The sequence below is a fragment of the Candidatus Sodalis endolongispinus genome (assembly GCF_018777395.1).
GTDB classification, from domain to species: domain Bacteria; phylum Pseudomonadota; class Gammaproteobacteria; order Enterobacterales; family Enterobacteriaceae; genus Sodalis_B; species Sodalis_B endolongispinus.
Genome location: NZ_JAFJYC010000001.1, coordinates 1329117 through 1347676, shown reverse-complemented (window position 1 = coordinate 1347676; position 18560 = coordinate 1329117). Strand labels below are relative to the sequence as shown.

General features: G+C 59.3%; 10 protein-coding genes and 3 pseudogenes. 9 read left to right on the top strand and 4 right to left on the bottom strand.

The genetic code is table 11. The annotated features are described in order from the left end of the window. Positions 1-10 precede the first annotated feature (10 nt). A complete protein-coding gene (gene yfhb, locus JZM24_RS06585) occupies positions 11-649 on the top strand; it encodes a phosphatidylglycerophosphatase C (RefSeq protein ID WP_215669099.1) in 639 nt (212 codons plus the stop codon). A 66-nt stretch (positions 650-715) separates the two neighbouring features. Next, positions 716-1225: a tRNA adenosine(34) deaminase TadA gene (tadA, locus tag JZM24_RS06580; protein ID WP_215669098.1), complete on the top strand. Its 510-nt coding sequence runs from the start codon at positions 716-718 to the stop codon at positions 1223-1225. 216 nt (positions 1226-1441) lie between these two features. Here the strand turns inward: tadA and mltF are convergent, their stop codons facing one another. Continuing rightward, complete coding sequence (mltF, locus tag JZM24_RS06575; protein ID WP_246579902.1) at positions 1442-2929, bottom strand: membrane-bound lytic murein transglycosylase MltF; 1488 nt, start codon at positions 2927-2929, stop codon at positions 1442-1444. A gap of 292 nt (positions 2930-3221) precedes the next feature. Here mltF and purL point away from each other — a divergent pair. The 6 genes and pseudogenes from purL (at position 3222) to glyA (ending at position 13473) form a co-directional block, all read left to right on the top strand. After that, positions 3222-7089 (top strand): annotated as a pseudogene (purL, locus tag JZM24_RS06570) (phosphoribosylformylglycinamidine synthase). Between the two features lie 726 nt (positions 7090-7815). After that, positions 7816-9249 (top strand): sensor histidine kinase, encoded by a 1434-nt coding sequence (locus JZM24_RS06565; RefSeq protein WP_215669097.1) that lies wholly within the window; start codon positions 7816-7818, stop codon positions 9247-9249. A 3-nt stretch (positions 9250-9252) separates the two neighbouring features. After that, positions 9253-10170 carry a hypothetical protein gene (locus JZM24_RS06560; protein WP_215669096.1) on the top strand — a complete coding sequence of 306 codons (918 nt, stop codon included), beginning with the start codon at positions 9253-9255 and terminating at the stop codon, positions 10168-10170. Continuing rightward, the gene (glrR, locus tag JZM24_RS06555) at positions 10167-11504 is read left to right on the top strand and encodes a two-component system response regulator GlrR (protein ID WP_215669095.1); all 1338 of its coding nucleotides are present in this window, start codon (positions 10167-10169) and stop codon (positions 11502-11504) included. Before JZM24_RS06560 ends, glrR begins: the two co-directional genes overlap by 4 nt. Positions 11505-11571: 67 nt before the next feature. Further along, positions 11572-11901 (top strand): nitrogen regulatory protein P-II, encoded by a 330-nt coding sequence (gene glnB / locus JZM24_RS06550; protein WP_215670033.1) that lies wholly within the window; start codon positions 11572-11574, stop codon positions 11899-11901. Positions 11902-12219: 318 nt separating this feature from the next. Beyond that, positions 12220-13473: a serine hydroxymethyltransferase gene (glyA, locus tag JZM24_RS06545; protein WP_215669094.1), complete on the top strand. Its 1254-nt coding sequence runs from the start codon at positions 12220-12222 to the stop codon at positions 13471-13473. Between the two features lie 181 nt (positions 13474-13654). Here glyA and csiE read toward each other — a convergent pair. After that, positions 13655-14908: pseudogene (gene csiE / locus JZM24_RS06540) on the bottom strand (stationary phase inducible protein CsiE). Positions 14909-15328: 420 nt separating this feature from the next. On the opposite strand from csiE, the gene JZM24_RS06535 reads away from it, so the two are divergent. After that, positions 15329-16357, top strand: a complete 1029-nt coding sequence (locus JZM24_RS06535; RefSeq protein ID WP_376775540.1) for a nickel/cobalt transporter — start codon at positions 15329-15331, stop codon at positions 16355-16357. On the opposite strand, the pseudogene idnO reads toward JZM24_RS06535, so the two are convergent. After that, a pseudogene (gene idnO, locus JZM24_RS06530) lies at positions 16358-17122 on the bottom strand (gluconate 5-dehydrogenase). It lies immediately after the preceding gene. A gap of 588 nt (positions 17123-17710) precedes the next feature. Next, entirely contained in the window at positions 17711-18514 is an 804-nt protein-coding gene (suhB, locus tag JZM24_RS06525; RefSeq protein WP_215669091.1) for an inositol-1-monophosphatase, read from the bottom strand. Positions 18515-18560 lie beyond the last annotated feature (46 nt).

Here is an 18560-nt window from a genome sequence, read left to right as displayed (position 1 = left end):
GGAGTAGCTTTTGACTGACCCAACCGCCCGGCGCGTGGTGTTTTTTGATTTGGACGGCACATTACATCAGCAGGATATGTTTGGCTGCTTCCTGCGCTATCTGCTTGCGCATCTGCCACTGAATATCGTAGTGGTGGTCCCCGCTCTGCCGGTGGTGGTGCTTGGGCTGCTGGTAAAGGGCCGCTCGGCCCGCTGGCCGATGAGCCTGCTGCTATGGTCGATTACCTGCGGCCACAGCGAGGCGCGGCTGCAGGCGTTGCAGGCACGGTTTGCGGCTGTTTTCCGCCAACGCGTGCGGCGTTTCCCGCAGGTACTGGCGCGCCTGGACGACTATCTCGCCAGTCACGATGCCCAGGTGTGGCTGATTACCGGCTCGCCGGAGTCGCTGGTGAAAAAAGTGTATTGCGACGCGGTGTTCCTGCCGCAGGTCCGGCTTATCGGCAGCCGGATGCACCGGCGTTACGGCGGCTGGATACTGACGCTGCGCTGTCTTGGGCATGAGAAAGTGGCGCAGTTGGAGCGCGAATTGGGCATTCCGTTGAAATTATACAGCGGCTATAGCGATAGCATTCACGACAGTCCGCTGCTGTATTTTTGCCAATACCGCTGGCGGGTAACGCACGATGGCCAACTCAAGCAGCTGGATTGATTCTGCCTTCCTTCTCTCTACCCGGGCCGGTATACTCCGCGGCGGTTATCAGCCGGGAGGAAGGTCATGAGCGAGCGCTGCTGCGATGAAGTTTGGATGCGTCACGCCCTGATGTTGGCTGCGCGCGCGCAAGCCGAGGGCGAGGTGCCGGTCGGTGCGGTCCTGGTGCTTAACGGCGCGATTATTGGCGAAGGCTGGAACCGTTCCATCGGCCATCACGATCCCACCGCCCATGCCGAAATCATGGCGCTGCGCCAGGGGGGGCAGCAGGCGGGTAATTATCGTTTGCTGAAAGCGACCTTGTACGTGACCCTGGAGCCTTGCGTGATGTGCGCGGGCGCGATGATCCACGCCCGTATAGGCCGCCTGGTGTTCGGCGGCCGGGACGAGAAAACCGGCGCCGCGGGATCGCTCATGGATATAATTGGCCATCCGGGCATGAATCATCGTATTGCGCTCACCGTCGGTGTGCTGGCGCAGGCGTGTTCCGCTCATCTCAGCGAGTTTTTTCGCCACCGCAGGGCGCAACACAAGGCGCAGCGGCAGGCAATGAAGCCGCCAAACGACCCCTTTTAACGACGCAAAACGGCCGCTGCCGGAGGCACTTCGTAACGGGTAGCATGGTCGCTGTCAGGCGAGCGTGTATCACGGCGGAGTGCGGCCGCGATAAGGCGCAGAATTGAACGGCGCTGAACCATTGCCGCACGCCAGACCTTTCTCACGGCGCTGCGTCGCTCGGCAAGCTATCCCCCCGGGCGAAATCTGGTCTGCCCGGCGGCGTGCGTAGCGCCGTCAGGGGCGAGCGGCAGCGCTGGCCGGCGCCAGCGCGCGCAGATCTTCCGCCACCACCACCGGGTAAGCGTTGGCGGGATCGGCATTCCAGGCCGCCAGCTGCGCCGCCTTTTTCTCTTTCTCCTGCAGGTAACCTACCAGACTGATTTCATAGCGGCGGATGTTTTCCACGTAATTATACGCCTGCTGGCCGCGGGCATAGCCGTAAAGGGTTTGCTTGTAGTAGCGCGGCTGGCTGAGCATCGGCAACCGCAGCTTCACATCGACCCAGCTGTCGGCATTACCATGCTGCTTGGCCGTCAGGGCGCGCGCATCGAGCATATGAGCATAACCCATGTTATATGCCGCCAGAGCAAACCAGATCTTTTCATCCTCGGGGATGGTGTCCGGCACCCGCTGCATCATGCGCGACAAATACAGGGCGCCGCCGCGCACGCTTTGTTCCGCGTTGGTCCTATCGCCGATGCCCAGACTATCGGCGGTGGGACGGGTAAGCATCATCAGTCCGCGTACCCCCGTGGCCGACGTGGCCAGCGGATCCCAATGGGATTCCTGGTAGGAAATGGCCGCCAACAACTTCCAGTCGATATCCTGGGCATAACGCTTAAACAGCGGCTGCAGCGCCGGCAAGGTGGCATCGATAGCATTAAGGAAGGTTTTGGTATCCACATAATCGAACCCGCCAACGTGACCGAGATATTTTTCCTCCAGCCGCGCCATGATGCCGTTGTCGTTTAATTGGCTGAAGAAATCCAGCAGCGCGGCCGACAGCCCCTCGTTATCGCTGCGCCGGAGATACCAGGTGACCGGCTCTTCCTCGGTAATGTCAAATGCCACCGCCAACTGCGGATGCACCCGCTGCAACAGCCCGACGGTGGCCGAATCGGCCAGCGTATAGTCCAGCTTGCCCTCGGCGACTTTTTCCAGCAACGACCGACTGCTGAGATCGGAGGATACCTCCCAGGCAAGCTGGGGATACTGCTTCTTTTTCAACTGCCGCAGCTGGGAAATTTGCGCCGAACCCGAGGCCACCGCCAGCCGCCCGCGCAAATCGCCCAGATTTTTCGGCCGCGGCTGGCCCAGGCGATACACCAGCTGCTGCGAAACCGAATAGTAGGAGGGACCGACGGTGAATCGGTTCAATCGCTCGGCGTTGTAAATCAGGCTGGCCGCCAGGATATCAGCGTTATCATTATCCAAATCGTCAAACAGCTGATTCAGGTTGCTGCGCACGCGTACCTTCAAGGTGACGCCGAGGTAATCGGCGAAGCGTTGCGCCAGATCGTAATCAAAGCCCGCCGGTTGATGATTGACGCGATAATAGCTCAGCGGCGCGTCAAGGGTGCTGATACGAAGTTCGCCGCGCGTTTTGATGGCCGCCAGGCTATCCTGATGGGCATTTCTCCAAGGGACGGTAGTCCAAAGGGCCCAGGTGAGCAAAATGGCAATAAGGCCTATAATAAAATAATTTATTTTGAACCGCTTCAAAGCGTTATCTCGTGCCGGAGGCAAGCCTCGCTGTCGTTTACGGCAACATTATTATGATTTTTTCTCCGAACAGGAGGGCATTTTGCGCAACAAAGCGCCAACGTGCAACCAGATTGATGCATCTTCGCGCGCGGTGAAAGGAAATTAAAGGATAAAAGAATAACTGCGCAAACGGTTTCGTCCGCAGCCGGGATTCTTTATAATGACGCGCGTTTTCCCCTGTTGTTGCGCCCCATGAATGGTCGAGCCACACACCCGCGGCCGGCGGTTCAAAGACGAGAGATCTGTTACTATGGAAATATTGCGCGGTTCGCCCGCTCTGTCCGCATTTCGCATTAATAAGCTGCTGGCCCGCTGCCGGGACGCCCGACTGCCGGTGGACGATATTTATGCCGAATATATCCACTTCGCCGATGTCAGCGCAGCGCTGGATGAGGATGCGTCAAGCCGGCTGCAGCGGCTGTTGAAATACGGTCCCTCTCTCGCCGAACATCAGCCGCAAGGGCGGCGGCGGCTGGTCACGCCGCGGCCCGGAACGCGCTCTCCCTGGTCATCAAAGGCGACCGATATTGCCCACAACTGCGGACTGCCGAAGATAAAACGTCTGGAACGCGGTCTGGCCTATTATATTCAGGCGCCCCAATTAAGTGAGTCGCAGTGGGGGCAACTCGCCGCCCTGTTGCACGACAGAATTATGGAAACGGTATTCACCCGCCTGGAGGAGGCAGCGGCGCTGTTTGCCCAGCACGCGCCGGCGCCGGTAATGCTGGTGGACGTTTTGGGCGAGGGGCGCGGCGCGCTGGAGGCGGCAAATCTGGCGCTGGCGCAGGACGAAATCGATTATTTATTCGCGGCGTTCAACCGCCTGGGGCGTAACCCCATCGATGTCGAGCTGTATATGTTCGCTCAGGCCAACTCCGAGCATTGCCGGCATAAAATTTTTAACGCCAATTGGGTGATCGACGGCCAGCCGCAGGCCAAGTCGTTGTTCAAGATGATCAAAAACACCTTCGAGCAGACCCCCGACTATGTGTTGTCGGCCTATAAGGACAATGCCGCGGTGATGGAGGGATCGGCGGTAGGGCGTTTCTTCCCCGACGCGCAGGCGGGGCGCTATGACTATCATCAGGAAGCGGCGCATATTTTGATGAAGGTCGAAACCCATAACCACCCGACCGCCATCTCGCCCTGGCCCGGCGAGGCCACCGGCTCCGGCGGTGAAATCCGCGATGAAGGCGCCACCGGCCGCGGCGCCAAGCCGAAAGCCGGTCTGCTCGGCTTCTCGGTTTCCAATTTACGTATTCCGGGCTTTGCACAGCCCTGGGAAGAAGATTTCGGCCGCCCAGATCGTATTGTCAGCGCGCTGGATATCATGACCGACGGCCCCCTGGGGGGCGCGGCGTTCAATAACGAATTCGGCCGTCCGGCGCTGACAGGCTATTTTCGCACCTATGAAGAGCGCGTGGATAGCCATAACGGCGTGGAGCTGCGCGGTTACCATAAGCCCGTCATGCTGGCCGGCGGCATTGGCAATATTCGCGCCTCGCACGTGCAAAAAGGCGACATCAGCGTAGGCGCCAAGCTTATTGTTCTGTGTGGTCCGGCGATGAATATCGGCCTTGGCGGCGGCGCGGCCTCGTCGATGGCCTCCGGTCAGTCCGATGCCGATTTGGATTTCGCCTCGGTGCAGCGCGACAATCCTGAAATGGAACGTCGCTGTCAGGAGGTCATCGACTGCTGCTGGCAGCGGGGCGAAGACAACCCGATTCTGTTTATCCATGACGTGGGCGCCGGCGGTCTGTCCAACGCCATGCCGGAGCTGGTCAGCGACGGTGGACGCGGCGGGCGTTTTCAGCTGCGCGAGATCCCCAACGACGAGCCGGGGATGAGCCCGCTGGAAGTCTGGTGCAACGAATCTCAGGAGCGTTATGTTATGGCGGTCGCCCCTGAACGGCTGGCGGAATTTGACGCCATTTGCCGCCGTGAGCGCGCGCCCTATGCGGTGATAGGTGAGGCGACCGACGCGTTGCATCTTAGCCTGGACGACGCGCATTACGCTAACCGGCCGATTGATTTGCCGCTGGATGTCTTGCTCGGCAAGACGCCGAAGATGCAGCGGGAAGCCGTCAGTTTGCAGGCCGCCCGGCCACCCGCTAAACCGCGATGGTATCACGCTTGCCGAGGCGATTAACCGCGTGTTGCATTTTCCGGCGGTGGCGGAAAAAACCTTCCTTATCACCATTGGCGATCGTAGCGTCACCGGAATAGTCGCGCGCGATCAAATGGTCGGCCCGTGGCAGGTGCCGGTGGCGGATTGCGCCGTGACCACCGCCAGTCTGGATAGTTACTACGGCGAGGCGATGTCGCTGGGCGAGCGGGCGCCGGTCGCGCTGCTCAATTTTGCCGCCTCCGCCCGTCTGGCGGTAGGCGAGGCGCTGACTAACCTGGCCGCCACGCATATCGGCGATATCAAGCGGGTGAAACTCTCCGCCAACTGGATGGCCGCCGCGGGTCATCCCGGTGAAGATGCCGGTCTGTATCAGGCGGTGAAAGCGGTGGGCGAGGAGCTCTGTCCGGCGCTGGGGCTTACGATCCCGGTGGGTAAAGATTCCATGTCGATGAAAACCCGCTGGCAGCACGGGGCCGAATCCCGGGAAATGACGGCGCCGCTGTCGCTGGTCATCACCGCCTTCGCCCGCGTGGAAGACGTACACGCTACTGTGACGCCGCAATTGCAGCCGGCGCGCGATAATACGCTGTTGCTCATCGATCTGGGCGCTGGCCATCAGGCGTTGGGCGCCACCGCCCTGGCGCAGGTGTATCGCCAGCTCGGGGATGAAACCGCTGACGTGCGCGACGCCGGTCAGCTGGCCGCCTTTTTCCGCGTCATGCAACAACTGGTGGCGCAAGGGCGACTGCTGGCCTATCACGACGGCGGCTTGCTGGTGACGCTGGCGGAAATGGCGTTTGCCGGCCACTGCGGTATCGATGCCGACGTTGGCCCGCTGGGGGATGACGCCCTGGACACCCTGTTTAATGAAGAGCTGGGGGCGGTAATCCAGATCGACACGGCCGATCTCGACGCGGTCACGGCGCTGTTCCACCAGGAGGGTCTGGCGGACTGCCTGCACTATCTGGGCACGGCCCAGCCAGGCGACCGTTTTATCCTGCGCGCCGGCGAGCGTTCGCTGTACAGTGAAAGCCGTACCACCCTGAGAACCTGGTGGGCGGAAACCAGCTGGCAGATGCAGCGGCTGCGTGACAATCCCGAAAGCGCCGATCAGGAACACGCCGCCCGTCAGGACGATAACGATCCGGGCCTGACGGTGGCCTTGAGCTTTGATCCTGCCGATGATATTGCCGCGCCGTTTATCGTCAAGGGCGCGCGGCCGAAGGTCGCCGTGCTGCGGGAGCAAGGCGTGAACTCCCATGTCGAGATGGCGGCCGCTTTTCACCGTGCCGTGTTTGAGGCTATCGATGTGCATATGAGCGATTTGCTCACCGGTGCGCAAACCATTGAGGGCTTCCATACGCTGGTGGCCTGCGGCGGTTTCTCTTACGGCGATGTATTGGGCGCCGTGGAAGGTTGGGCGAAGTCAGTCCTGTTTAACCCACGGGTGCGCGATGAGTTCGAGGCGTTTTTCCACCGGCCTCAAACCCTGGCGCTCGGGGTCTGCAACGGATGTCAGATGATGTCCAATTTGCGCGAACTGATCCCCGGCGCGGAGTTATGGCACCGTTTCGTGCGCAACAAGTCCGAGCGCTTTGAGGCCCGATTCAGCCTGGTGGAGGTGACGCAGAGCCCGTCGCTGCTGTTGCAGGGTATGGTCGGATCCCGTCTGCCTATTGCCGTCTCCCACGGCGAAGGTCTGGTGGAGGTGCGCGACGCGGCGCATCTGGCCGCGATTGAGCATGCGGGCCTGGTGGCCCTGCGCTATGTGGACAACTACGGCAAGGTTACCGAAAACTATCCCGCTAATCCGAACGGATCCCCTAACGGTATCACCGCCGTGACCAACGCCAGCGGCCAGGTTACCCTGACCATGCCGCACCCTGAACGGGTTTTCCGTACCGTCAGCCACTCCTGGCACCCTGCACAGTGGGGCGAGGACGTGCCCTGGATGCGGCTGTTCCGCAACGCGCGCAAGCAGCTGGGTTAAGCGCATAGGATAGTCTGCGCCGGCTGGCGGTCGGCGCAGAGGCGCCGCGTGGGTGATTGCGGCGACACCCTTCGTGGAGCAGGCGTGACGTGTCGTGGAGCCGGCGTTACTTGCCGCGCGGCAATAACGATGTTGGCTCGGGCGTTCGGCGGACGCTGCTGAAGACAACGCTGACGCGGTACGGTAGTAAGCCGGGATGATGGGATCGCGGCAGGTGTCGCTTTCTCCACGCGAGCGGCTAACAAACTGTCGCTGACAAGAGACATTTATCTTGCTGAATTTTATTGCTTTATAGCAGAGCATGTTTTTATGTCTCCCGTAGGAGACAGATTCATTTGCTTTGCGATAGGGCATGTCGATAAGCTCAGACAAATTATAATTAAAAAACGCTTATTATTCAGTTATATATCCCTATTATTGGCGGTTTGGCACGGTTTCTGCTATATCTAAATCAGTCGCTCATTCACCTTGATATGACAGCGTCACATGCAAAGCACTACGACCGCTCCATAACTGCCGAATGATGCCAATGTACGATGCCTACCGTCCAACGTAACCGTTAATCGCTGCCTTCGCGGTGTTAACAACCACAGGGCGACACGTTGAGTGAGGCACCCCCTATCTTACATTCAAGGCACTTGACCTCCGGGCAAGTGCCTTTTTTGTTCTTTCCCTGTTGGCGACAGTCGGCTAGCATCGAGGCCTATCCCTATTCCGCTGAGGACGATGACCGTGAACAAGTGGCGTCCGTTTCCCCGTTCGCTGCGCCAATTGGTTGTGCTGGCGTTCAGCCTGGTGTTACTGCCGCTACTGTTGCTGGCCTGGCAGGCTTGGCAAAGTCTGGATACCCTGAGCGAACAGGCGGCGGAAATCAACCGCTCGACGCTGGCGGACGCACGGCGCAGCGAAAATATGACCGGTTTGGCGCTGGCAATGGAGCGCAGCTATCGCCAATATTGCGTCCTGGACGATCCTACATTGGCCCGCCTCTACCAAAACCAGCGCCAGCAATATCGACAAACCCTCAGCGGCCGCGGCGATCCGTTGCCGGATCCGCGTTATCGTCAGCGGCTGGAAACCATGCTGGCTGCCCTCGATCAACTTCATTGTGACAACAGCGGCCCGGGCGGGCAGGCCTCGGCGCAGCTGGAGGCTTTTTCCCGCGCCAACGACGAACTGGTACAGGCGACGCGCGAAAATATCTTTGCCCGCGGCCGCCAGCTGCAGCAGGCTATCGCGGAGCAGGGCCGTATTTTTGGCTGGCTGGCGCTATTGCTGTTCCTATTTAGCCTGACGCTGGTTTTCCTGTTTACCCGAATGATTATTGGTCCGGTGAAGCGCGTGGAAAATATGATTAACCGGCTGGGGGAAGGGCAAGCGCTGGCGGCGGATACGCCGTTTAGCGGGCCGCGTGAAATTCAGTCGCTGGCCCAGCGGATTATCTGGTTGAACGAGCGATTGGCCTGGCTGGAATCCCAGCGGCATGAATTTCTGCGCCATATTTCCCATGAATTGAAAACGCCGCTGGCCAGTCTGCGCGAGGGGGCGGAGCTGCTGGCCGACGAGGTGGCGGGCCCCCTGAGCGCCGATCAGCGAGACGTGGTGGCGATTCTCGACAGCAGCAGCCGGCACCTGCAGCAACTCATCGAACAATTGCTGGATTACAACCGCCGGCTGGCGGACGGCCCTTCTTTTGCCGCCGATATCGATTTGGCGGCAATGGTGGCGTCGGTTATTGCCGCCCACAGTCTGCCGGCGCGTGCCAAGGGTATCCACAATCACGTGACGCTTGAGGTGACCCATTGCCGCGCGCAGCCGGAGTTGTTAACACGGGTGTTGGATAATCTGTATTCCAATGCGGTGCACTACGGCCAGGAATCCGGTAACATCTGGATCAGAAGCCGCCTAAGCGGGCAGCGTATCCTGCTGGAGCTGGCCAACAGCGGAGCGCCCATTGCCGAGACGGATCTGGCATTGATTTTTGAGCCGTTTTACCAAGGCAGTATTCAGCGTAAAGGCGTGGTAAAAGGCAGCGGACTGGGTTTAAGCATCGCCCGGGATTGCATTCGCCGTATGCGGGGTGAACTCGATTTGGTACGGGTAGATTACGCTGCGGTCTGCTTTCGCATTACCCTCCCTCTAACCGGTGAGACTCGTTAATAGATGACTGGAGCAGCACGTTCACCGCGGCAGACCCCGCGCTTTTTCTCGCCGCGTTCGCCGGCCGACGCCCAACTGCGCGCCGCGCTAATGGCGTTGCTTCTGCCGTTACTGCTCTCGGCCTGCCAGCAGCACGGCACCCGGCACCCGTTGCTTAGCGAGGTGCCGGGACCTCACACCCATCTGGCGCCGTCAACGCTTGCCAAAGTGTGCGATGATATCTGGCAGGATGATGATGACAGGGTAAACAAGCCTGACTATTGGTTAAGCCTTATGGAATGCGCCTCACGCATGACTCCGGCGCAGGCGCGTGCTGAGGCATGGCGCCACCAGGATGAAAGCTGGCAGGACAGTTTCCGCCACAGCATTTTGCTCGACGCTACGGACATCGATGTCGCCGGGCGGCGTCAGGCATATCATCGCCTTTTAGGCTATCGCGACACTTTCCCGACCGGCATCTATCCGCTGTTTACTCTTTGGCGCCAACAGCAGGCGCTGCGGCTGGTGTTGGCCGATGAGCGCAGCCGTACTCAGCGTCAGCAGCAGGAAAACGACAGGCAGATCCGCACGCTCACGGCGCGCGAACAGCAGCTAAACCAGGCGCTGGCAACCACCACCCGTAAGCTGCAAAATCTCACCGACATTGAGCGGCGCCTGTCCTCGCGCAAATGGCAAACGTCGGAGGATGACGGCACCACGCCCCTCGACGGCGGCAACGGCAAAGCGGCGGCAGAGAAGCGGCAGACGCTAGAGGATGGAGGCACCACGCCCCTCGATGGCGGTAACGGCAAAGCGGCGGCTCTGAAGCGGCAGACGCGGGGGGCGGTCGGTTCGAGCGCCGGCGGCGATGTGGCGGACGCACGCCCCGCTCATGTCCTTCCTCCCGTTGCGACACCCGATGCGGGAGACACTCGCCCATGACGACCTGCAGACATGCCCATCTCCTGCTGGTGGATGATGATACCAGCCTGTTGAAACTGCTTGGCATGCGGCTGACCAGCGAAGGATTCACGGTGATTACTGCGGAAAATGGCCAAGAGGCGCTACGACTGTTGCAACGCGGTAGAATCGACCTGGTCATTAGCGACTTACGTATGGATGAGATGGACGGTATCGCGCTGTTCATGGCCATACAGCAGCAGCAGCCCGGCTTACCGGTAATTATTCTTACCGCCCATGGTTCGATCCCGGACGCGGTGTCGGCGACCCAAGAGGGGGTGTTCAGCTTTCTGACCAAACCGGTGGATCGCGACGCGCTGTATCGCGCCATCGATGGGGCGCTGGCGTTGACCCGTCCCGCCGGCGACGAACGCTGGCGAGAAACCATTGTCACCCGCAGTCCGCTCATGCTGCGCTTGCTGGAGCAGGCGAAGATGGTGGCCCAATCGGATGTCAGTATCCTGATTAGCGGTCAGAGCGGCACCGGTAAAGAGATCCTGGCGAAAGCAATCCACGCCGCCAGCCCGCGCGCTAATGCGCCATTCGTCGCGGTCAATTGCGGCGCACTGCCGGAGCCGCTGCTGGAATCCGAGCTGTTCGGCCACGCCCGGGGCGCTTTCACCGGCGCGGTAAGCCAGCGTGAAGGGTTGTTTCAGACCGCCGATGGCGGCACGCTGTTTCTGGATGAAATAGGCGACATGCCGCTGTCGTTACAGGTTAAACTGCTACGGGTGTTGCAGGAGCGCAAGGTGCGACCGCTGGGTAGCGACCGCGACCGCGCTATCGATGTGCGCATTTTGTCCGCCACCCATCGGGATTTGCCCAAGGCGATGGCGGCGGGGGAATTTCGCGAGGATCTGTATTATCGATTAAATGTCGTCAGCTTGAAACTGCCCGCCTTGCACGAGCGGGCGGAAGATATTCCCTTGTTGGCACCGCATTTATTACGCCTGGCGGCCCAGCGCCATAAACCGTTTGTGCGCAGCTTTTCCGCGGATGCCATGAAAAGGCTGGTGGCCGCCGGTTGGCCCGGTAATTTACGCCAGCTGGTGAACGTGATAGAACAGTGTGTTGCGTTGACGTCTACGCCGGTCATCGGCGATGCGCTGGTGGCGCAGGCCTTGGCGGACGATACCACGGTGATGCCGACCTTTGCTGAGGCGCGTCACCAATTTGAGCTGCGTTATTTACGTAAGTTATTACAAATAACCCGCGGGAATGTGACGCAAGCCGCACGGATGGCGGGTCGAAACCGTACAGAATTTTATAAACTCTTGTCCCGCCATACGCTGGACCCGAATGATTTTAAACATTAATCGGCCCTGGTTTTCACAATTGACGGTAGGCGCCGGTAATCTGCTAAGTAGGTGAAGTAATGAAAAAATTGATGCCATAATCAAACCATTTAAACTGGACGATGTGCGTGAAGCGCTGGCTGAAGTCGGCATTACCGGTATGACGGTAACCGAAGTCAAAGGCTTCGGCCGCCAAAAAGGGCATACGGAATTGTACCGCGGTGCGGAATACATGGTGGATTTTCTGCCCAAGGTGAAAATCGAACTGGTGGTGCCGGATGATATCGTCGACAGCTGCGTCGATACCATTATGCACACCGCACAGACCGGCAAGATCGGCGACGGCAAGATTTTTGTTTTCGACGTCGCGCGCGTGGTGCGCATCCGAACCGGCGAGCAGGACGAAGAGGCTATTTGAGGCTGCGGCCTGATACCTGGCGCGAGCCTGGCGTAACGCCTGACGCTTTGCTTGGGGACACACGGCCCACCTTGAGCGCTAAACGGGCAATGTCCCGCGGGTGGGCCGCATGAAATTTTCCTCTTGTACGATGAAAATATTTCGTCATGCGGCGTAAGGCGCGACCACAGGCTGCACGCATCGTTATTAAGGGAATCGTTTGCGTAAAAAGCGGAGCTGAGCCCTATCGGAAGCCGGGCAAAAAAGATTACACTGACGGCCGGTCATTCCCCCTATTTTAATCGCCGTAGTCAGTTAGCTGAGAGTCAGGAGAAACAGATGTTAAAGCGTGATATGAACATTGCAGATTATGATGCCGAATTGTGGCAGGCAATGGAGCAGGAGGTGGTGCGCCAGGAAGAGCACATTGAACTGATTGCATCTGAAAACTACACCAGTCCGCGCGTTATGCAGGCGCAGGGCTCACAGCTGACCAATAAGTACGCTGAAGGTTATCCGGGCAAGCGCTACTACGGCGGATGCGAATACGTCGATGTGGTCGAGCAGTTAGCCATTGACCGTGCCAAAGCCCTGTTAGGCGCCGATTATGCCAACGTGCAGCCGCACTCGGGCTCACAGGCGAACTTTGCCGTTTATACCACGTTGTTAGAGCCGGGCGATACGGTGCTGGGCATGAACCTGGCGCACGGCGGCCATTTGACCCACGGCTCACCGGTCAACTTCTCCGGCAAGCTTTATAACATCGTGCCTTACGGTATCGATGAGAGCGGCCATATTGATTATGACCAACTGGCCGAGCTGGCGAAAACCCATCAGCCGAAAATGATCATCGGTGGCTTCTCGGCCTACTCCAGCGTGGTCGACTGGGCCAAAATGCGGCAGATCGCCGATAGCATCGGCGCTTACCTTTTTGTGGATATGGCGCACGTGGCGGGTCTTATCGCCGCCGGCGTGTATCCGAATCCGGTACCCCATGCCCACGTCGTGACCACGACCACCCACAAAACGCTGGCCGGCCCGCGCGGTGGTTTGATCCTGGCCAATGGCGGCAGCGAAGAGCTGTATAAAAAGCTGAATTCTGCCGTATTCCCCGGCGCGCAGGGTGGCCCGTTGATGCATGTGATTGCCGCCAAGGCGGTGGCGCTGAAGGAGGCGATGGAGCCGGCGTTTAAAACCTACCAGCAGCAGGTGGCCAAAAACGCCAAGGCCATGGTGGAGGTTTTCTTGTCACGCGGTTTCAACGTTGTCTCCGGCGCTACCGATAATCACCTGTTCCTGCTGGATTTGGTGGATAAAAACCTGACCGGCAAAGAAGCGGATGCCGCCCTGGGCCGTGCCAATATCACCGTGAACAAAAACAGCGTGCCCAATGATCCGAAAAGCCCGTTCGTCACCTCCGGGGTGCGTATCGGTACGCCGGCGGTGACGCGCCGCGGTTTTACCGAGGCCGACGTACGCGATTTGGCGGGTTGGATGTGTGACGTGCTGGAAAATATCCATGACGACGCCGTCATCGAGCGTACTAAGAATAAAGTGCTGGATATCTGCGCCCGCCATCCCGTTTACGCGTGATGACGGTGCGAGCCGCCGGATTCTGCCGGCGCCGCCGCAACCACTAGCCACCGGCCGGCCCCCTTTTGCGGGGCCGGTTTTTTTGCCCTGGCGGTAGCCGAATAACGCGTCGCCTTTGCTGGCGGCTGGGGTGTCTGATGTCACTCGGTGCGGCGTCGGGCCGACCGGGAGGCGGCCGAGTTCAGGATTCTAGCAGATCGCGGATCCGCTGACGTTGCGCCTGCGGTAGCGGCATGCGCACCTGCAGCAGCGGTGGTGAATACAAAGGCAGCTGCATTTGGAAAGGGGTGATGACCAGCACGGTATTTTTCGGCGCGCCGCGGGCCTAAAATTCACTCACCGACTGAAATTTGATGTTCAGCGGCAACAGCGTCAGTTCCCGGATTTGCAGCTCCAATTTGCGCTCCTGCGCCCCCTCCGATTGACTTAAAATCACCACCTGCTTTTCCTGCAGATCCGTCTCCTGCATAAGCCAGGCGCCGAAAATAACCGCGATCAACCCCATCTCTTCCCGGCTGAAACGGATACGATACTCCGCCTCCAGCGGTATCATCGCCGCGCGGGTGGCGCGCAGCAGACTGGGGTACTTTTCTTCAACCTCGCTCTGCAGGCTACTGTCGATGCCCATATGGAAATGGCAGCGTTCCAGCGCGGCGCTCAGATGGAAAAACAGCTGTTCCGCCAGCGCGTCCTCCTGGGAAAAGGTTCTGCCGGAAAGCTGGGCGAAACGTCGGATAAGCCGCTCGACCGCCTGTTTGAGCCGTCTATCATCGGCACAGTCTGGATCGGCAGGTTGGGGATGCCGCAATAAACTGATAAGCAACGTCAGCCCAAACAGCTCGCCGGCCGGCACAGACCAGTCGCGCAAGGCTTCCTGCACCGCCGGGTACGCCTGTTTCTGGATAAGCCATTGCCGCTGGTGCTGATTAAAGTTCGGCGTTTGCCGACGATGGCATTGCAGCTGTAGGTAACGCAGCCAGAGAGAGAGGAACTGGCGGTTGCTTTCGGCGCGCTGATCGGGTAGCAGCGGCAGAAGGTGCTCCATGGCCTCCGTCAGACGCGGCGGCGGTATTTGCAGCGCGGGTGGCAAGTCGCGCCACTGATGCGTTAGCGCGGCGGTGAAATCGCGTTCAACGCGATCCGGGCAGAGGCGCAGCGCCCGGCGCAGGCCATCGAACAGACATAACCGATGATTGAGAACGTTGCCCTCAATACGGTATTCCCCCTCCCGGCACAGCAGGGCGAGCCGGTACAGCGTGCCGATTTCGGCTTCAAGCTGCGCGAGATCGCTTTGTACGGTATCGGGATCGATCCCGCACCGATGTGCCAGTTGTGCCAGTGAGCAAGGCTCCGTCGCCGAGTAGAAAAGCAGCAACAGATGGCTACGCCGGCCGGAAGCGGACAGCGCGGGCGCCTGTGAAGTGGGCGGACTCATGGGTCGTATACCCTTTTGCTATCGTAACAGCCTTAATCATAGTCAACCGCTATCTCGCCACTGCCGGAGCGCCAACTTTGTTTCATAGCTTTTAGCCGCGTCACATTTTTCCCGGCGCTGCCGGACCAGCCGTAAATCCTGCCGCCAAGGGGAAAGGGGGGATAGATCGCCGTCTAAGGTATGTTATTTTATAACAATATCGGGTTGGGGGGCTGTCGCCTGTCGGCATAGGCTATGAGCAACTTAACGATGGCATTATGATCTGTTGCGGGCGTCTGGCCTCTGTCGGTATAGACTATGACCCAACTTAACGATGGCATCCTGATCTGTTGCTGGCGCCTGGCGTCTGTCGGCATAGGCTATGATCCAAATTAACGATGACGTCCTGATTGTTGCGAGCGTCTGTATGGAGAAGCGGTGATCAAAATTAACGATGACATCTTGCGGTCGGAGGATCCTCGCCCATCCCGCCTCTGGCTGAATTTGTGGCCGCTATGGTCCTTTTTTGTGGCGCTGGCGGCGGCGGGCCACTGGATCTGGCTGCGTTGGCCACAGATACTTTTACAAATGGTCCTGTGGCAAAAGCAGTTGCACCAGCAGATGGTTGTGCTGTTGCAGGAGGTGCAGGCTAATCCACAGCATTATGGCGCCACGCTGCTGTTCAGCTTCGTGTATGGCATCCTGCATGCGGTCGGACCCGGCCACGGCAAGGTGGTCATTACTACCTATCTTGCCACCCACCGTTCCCGATTGCGGCAGAGCTTGCTGATGACGCTGGCCGCGGCGCTGTTGCAGGGTACGATGGCAGTCATGCTGGTCACCCTGACGCTGAATCTGCTGCGACTGTCTTCCCGCACATTGCACCTCGGCCAATTCTGGCTGGAAAAGGCCAGTTTTGTGCTGGTGGTGGGATTGGGCGTTTGGCTATGCTGGCGCGCGCTCAGGCGCCTGTTACTTCTCCTGCGTACGACCGCGACGCTTGAGGGGAGGGCACCGGTGTTCCGGGCCTTGACGCCAGCAAATCACCACCACCACGCGGGCTGTGGCTGTGGGCACCGTCATTTGCCGCGCGATGAGGAGCTACAGACGGCCGACGGCTGGTACAATCGTGCCGCCGTGGTCGTCGCCATGGGGTTGCGCCCCTGCTCCGGCGCGATACTGGTGTTGCTGTTCGCCAAAGTGATCGGTGTCTATGCCTGGGGCGTCTTGTCCGCGTTGATGATGGCGGTGGGTACTGCGTTGACGCTTTTGACGCTGGCGCTGTTGGTGTTTTTTGGCCTAACCGTTGCTGAACGGCTGATTAAGCCGCGCGCGCCGGCGCTCTGGCGCGATGTGGTATGGGCAACGCTGGCGCTCGCCGGCGGGGTCGTGCTGGTCGGTGCTGGCGCGCTGCTGTATTTCAGCGACGTGCCGGAAATGGTCAGCGGCATCCGCCCGTTTGGCGTCTAATCACACCACCGCCGCCATGCCGCCGTCGACAAACAGCAGATGACCATTGACGAAATCTGCGGCGGGAGAGGCAAGGAACACCGCCGCGCCGATCAGTTCCTGAGGATCGCCCTAGCGCCCGGCGGGCGTGCGCTGATAAAGCCACCGGTTAAACGTTTCATCCTCCGATAGTGTGGTGGTCATTTCGGTTTTGAAATACCCTGGCGCGATACCGTTGACCTGAATGTTATAAGGCGCCAGCTCGGCGCACATTCCGCGGGTCAGCATCTTGACCGCCCCTTTAGCGGCGGCATAAGGTGTGATGTTCGGCCGGGCCAGCTCGCTTTGCATTGAGCCGATATTGATGATTTTACCCCGCCGACGCGTCACCATCCGTTTTGCGACCTGTTGCGAAACCAGAAATACTGCCTTTTGATTCACATTGATAATCTCATCCCAGTCGGCTTCGGGAAACGATAGCAACAGATGCCGGCGCTGGATGCCCGCGTTATTGATTAGAATGTCGATCGGGCTCTGTTGCTGTTCCAGTTGTTCAATTGCGCGGCTGACCTCGGCCCCTTTGGTAATGTCAAAGCTCACGCCATGTGCATCCAGGCCCTCGGCCCGCAGCCGTTCTGCCGCCCGTTCGGCATTTTCCGCGGTCGTCGCGCTGACGATTACGCTGGCGCCATGACGGGCGAGGCCGCCGGCCAGCAAATAACCTATCCCCCGGGAGCCGCCGGTCAACAGCGCACGTTTCCCCGTTAAATCAAACAGATTTTGCATAATGTCCGCCTTGCTGATTAATCGGTAAATGTGGGAGGTTCGCCGCGGCGATATTTCCCATTCTCACTTCTCTACCACGAATTGTCCGGCATGGGAATGACTCTGCGGGCATAGGAACGGCAGGCGTGGTGTCGGGAATGGGTTATGCCGTGACGCTGCGAAGGCAGGTATGGCATTGGGAATGGACTATGCTGTGGCGTTGCGAAGGCAGGTGCGGCACTGGGGAAGGATTATATCGAGGCGCTGCAAGGCAGATGTTGCTTTGGGAAAGGATTATATCGTGGCGCTGCAAGGCAGGTGCGGCGTTAGGACAGGGTTATATCGAGGCGCTGCAAGGCAGGTGCGGCGTTAGGACAGGATTATATCGTGGCGCTGCAGTGGCAGGTACGGTATTGGAAAAGGATTATATCGTGGCGCTGCAAGGGAAGTGCGGCACTGGAAATGGGTTGCGCAATGGTGCTGGAACGGCAGAGTCAGCGAAAGGAACTGTGGCGCCAGGGCGGGGCGTGACGATAAAAAAGTGGCTCGGAAGGCGTCGGGTAAGCCCGCTACGTCGGGGCCGGCGGTTGATGCCGGCCCCGAATGGATTTAGCGCTTCAGCGCCTCACTCAACTCGTCGCGCAACGTCGACAGCATGGCTTTCACAACGCGAGGGTTACCGGCCACGATATTGCCTGAAAGCAGGTGATTATGGCCACCGGTGAAATCGGTGACCAGACCGCCCGCTTCACGCACCAACAGTTCGCCGCCGGCGAAGTCCCAGGGCTTCAGACCGATTTCAAAAAAGCCGTCCACGCGACCGGCGGCCACATAGGCCAAATCCAGCGCCGCTGAGCCGGTACGGCGGAAATCCGCGCATTGAATGAACAGTTTACTCACCAGGGCGATATAGCTGTTGGCGTGCTGTTTCTGTTTAAACGGAAAACCGGTAGCCAGAATAGTACCGTCCAGATCGCGAGCGCTGCCGCCGCGCAGGCGGTAGCCGTTTAACTGAGCGCCCTGACCGCGTGACGCGGTGAACAGCTCATTGCGCATCGGATCGTAGACCACGGCAACTTCCGGGCGGCCTTTGATGCGTACAGCGATGGAAACGGCAAAATGAGGGAAACGCTTAATAAAGTTGGTGGTGCCATCCAGTGGGTCGATAATCCATTGTACATCGGTGTCTTCGCCTGCCAGCTCGCCGCTCTCTTCGCCGATGATGGCGTGCTGCGGGTAAGACTTGCGGATAACTTCAACAATCAAACGTTCCGCTTCGCGGTCAACGTAAGTGACAAAGTCGTTGTCGCCTTTCTGGCTGGCTTCGACCGCATCAGGGGTTTCATAATGTTTGGCAATTAAATTACCCGCCTTCCGCGCAGCACGAATGGCGATGTTGAGCATCGGATGCATGGATATCGTCCACTAGAATGTTTAAAGAACTAAAACGGCGCGGAGT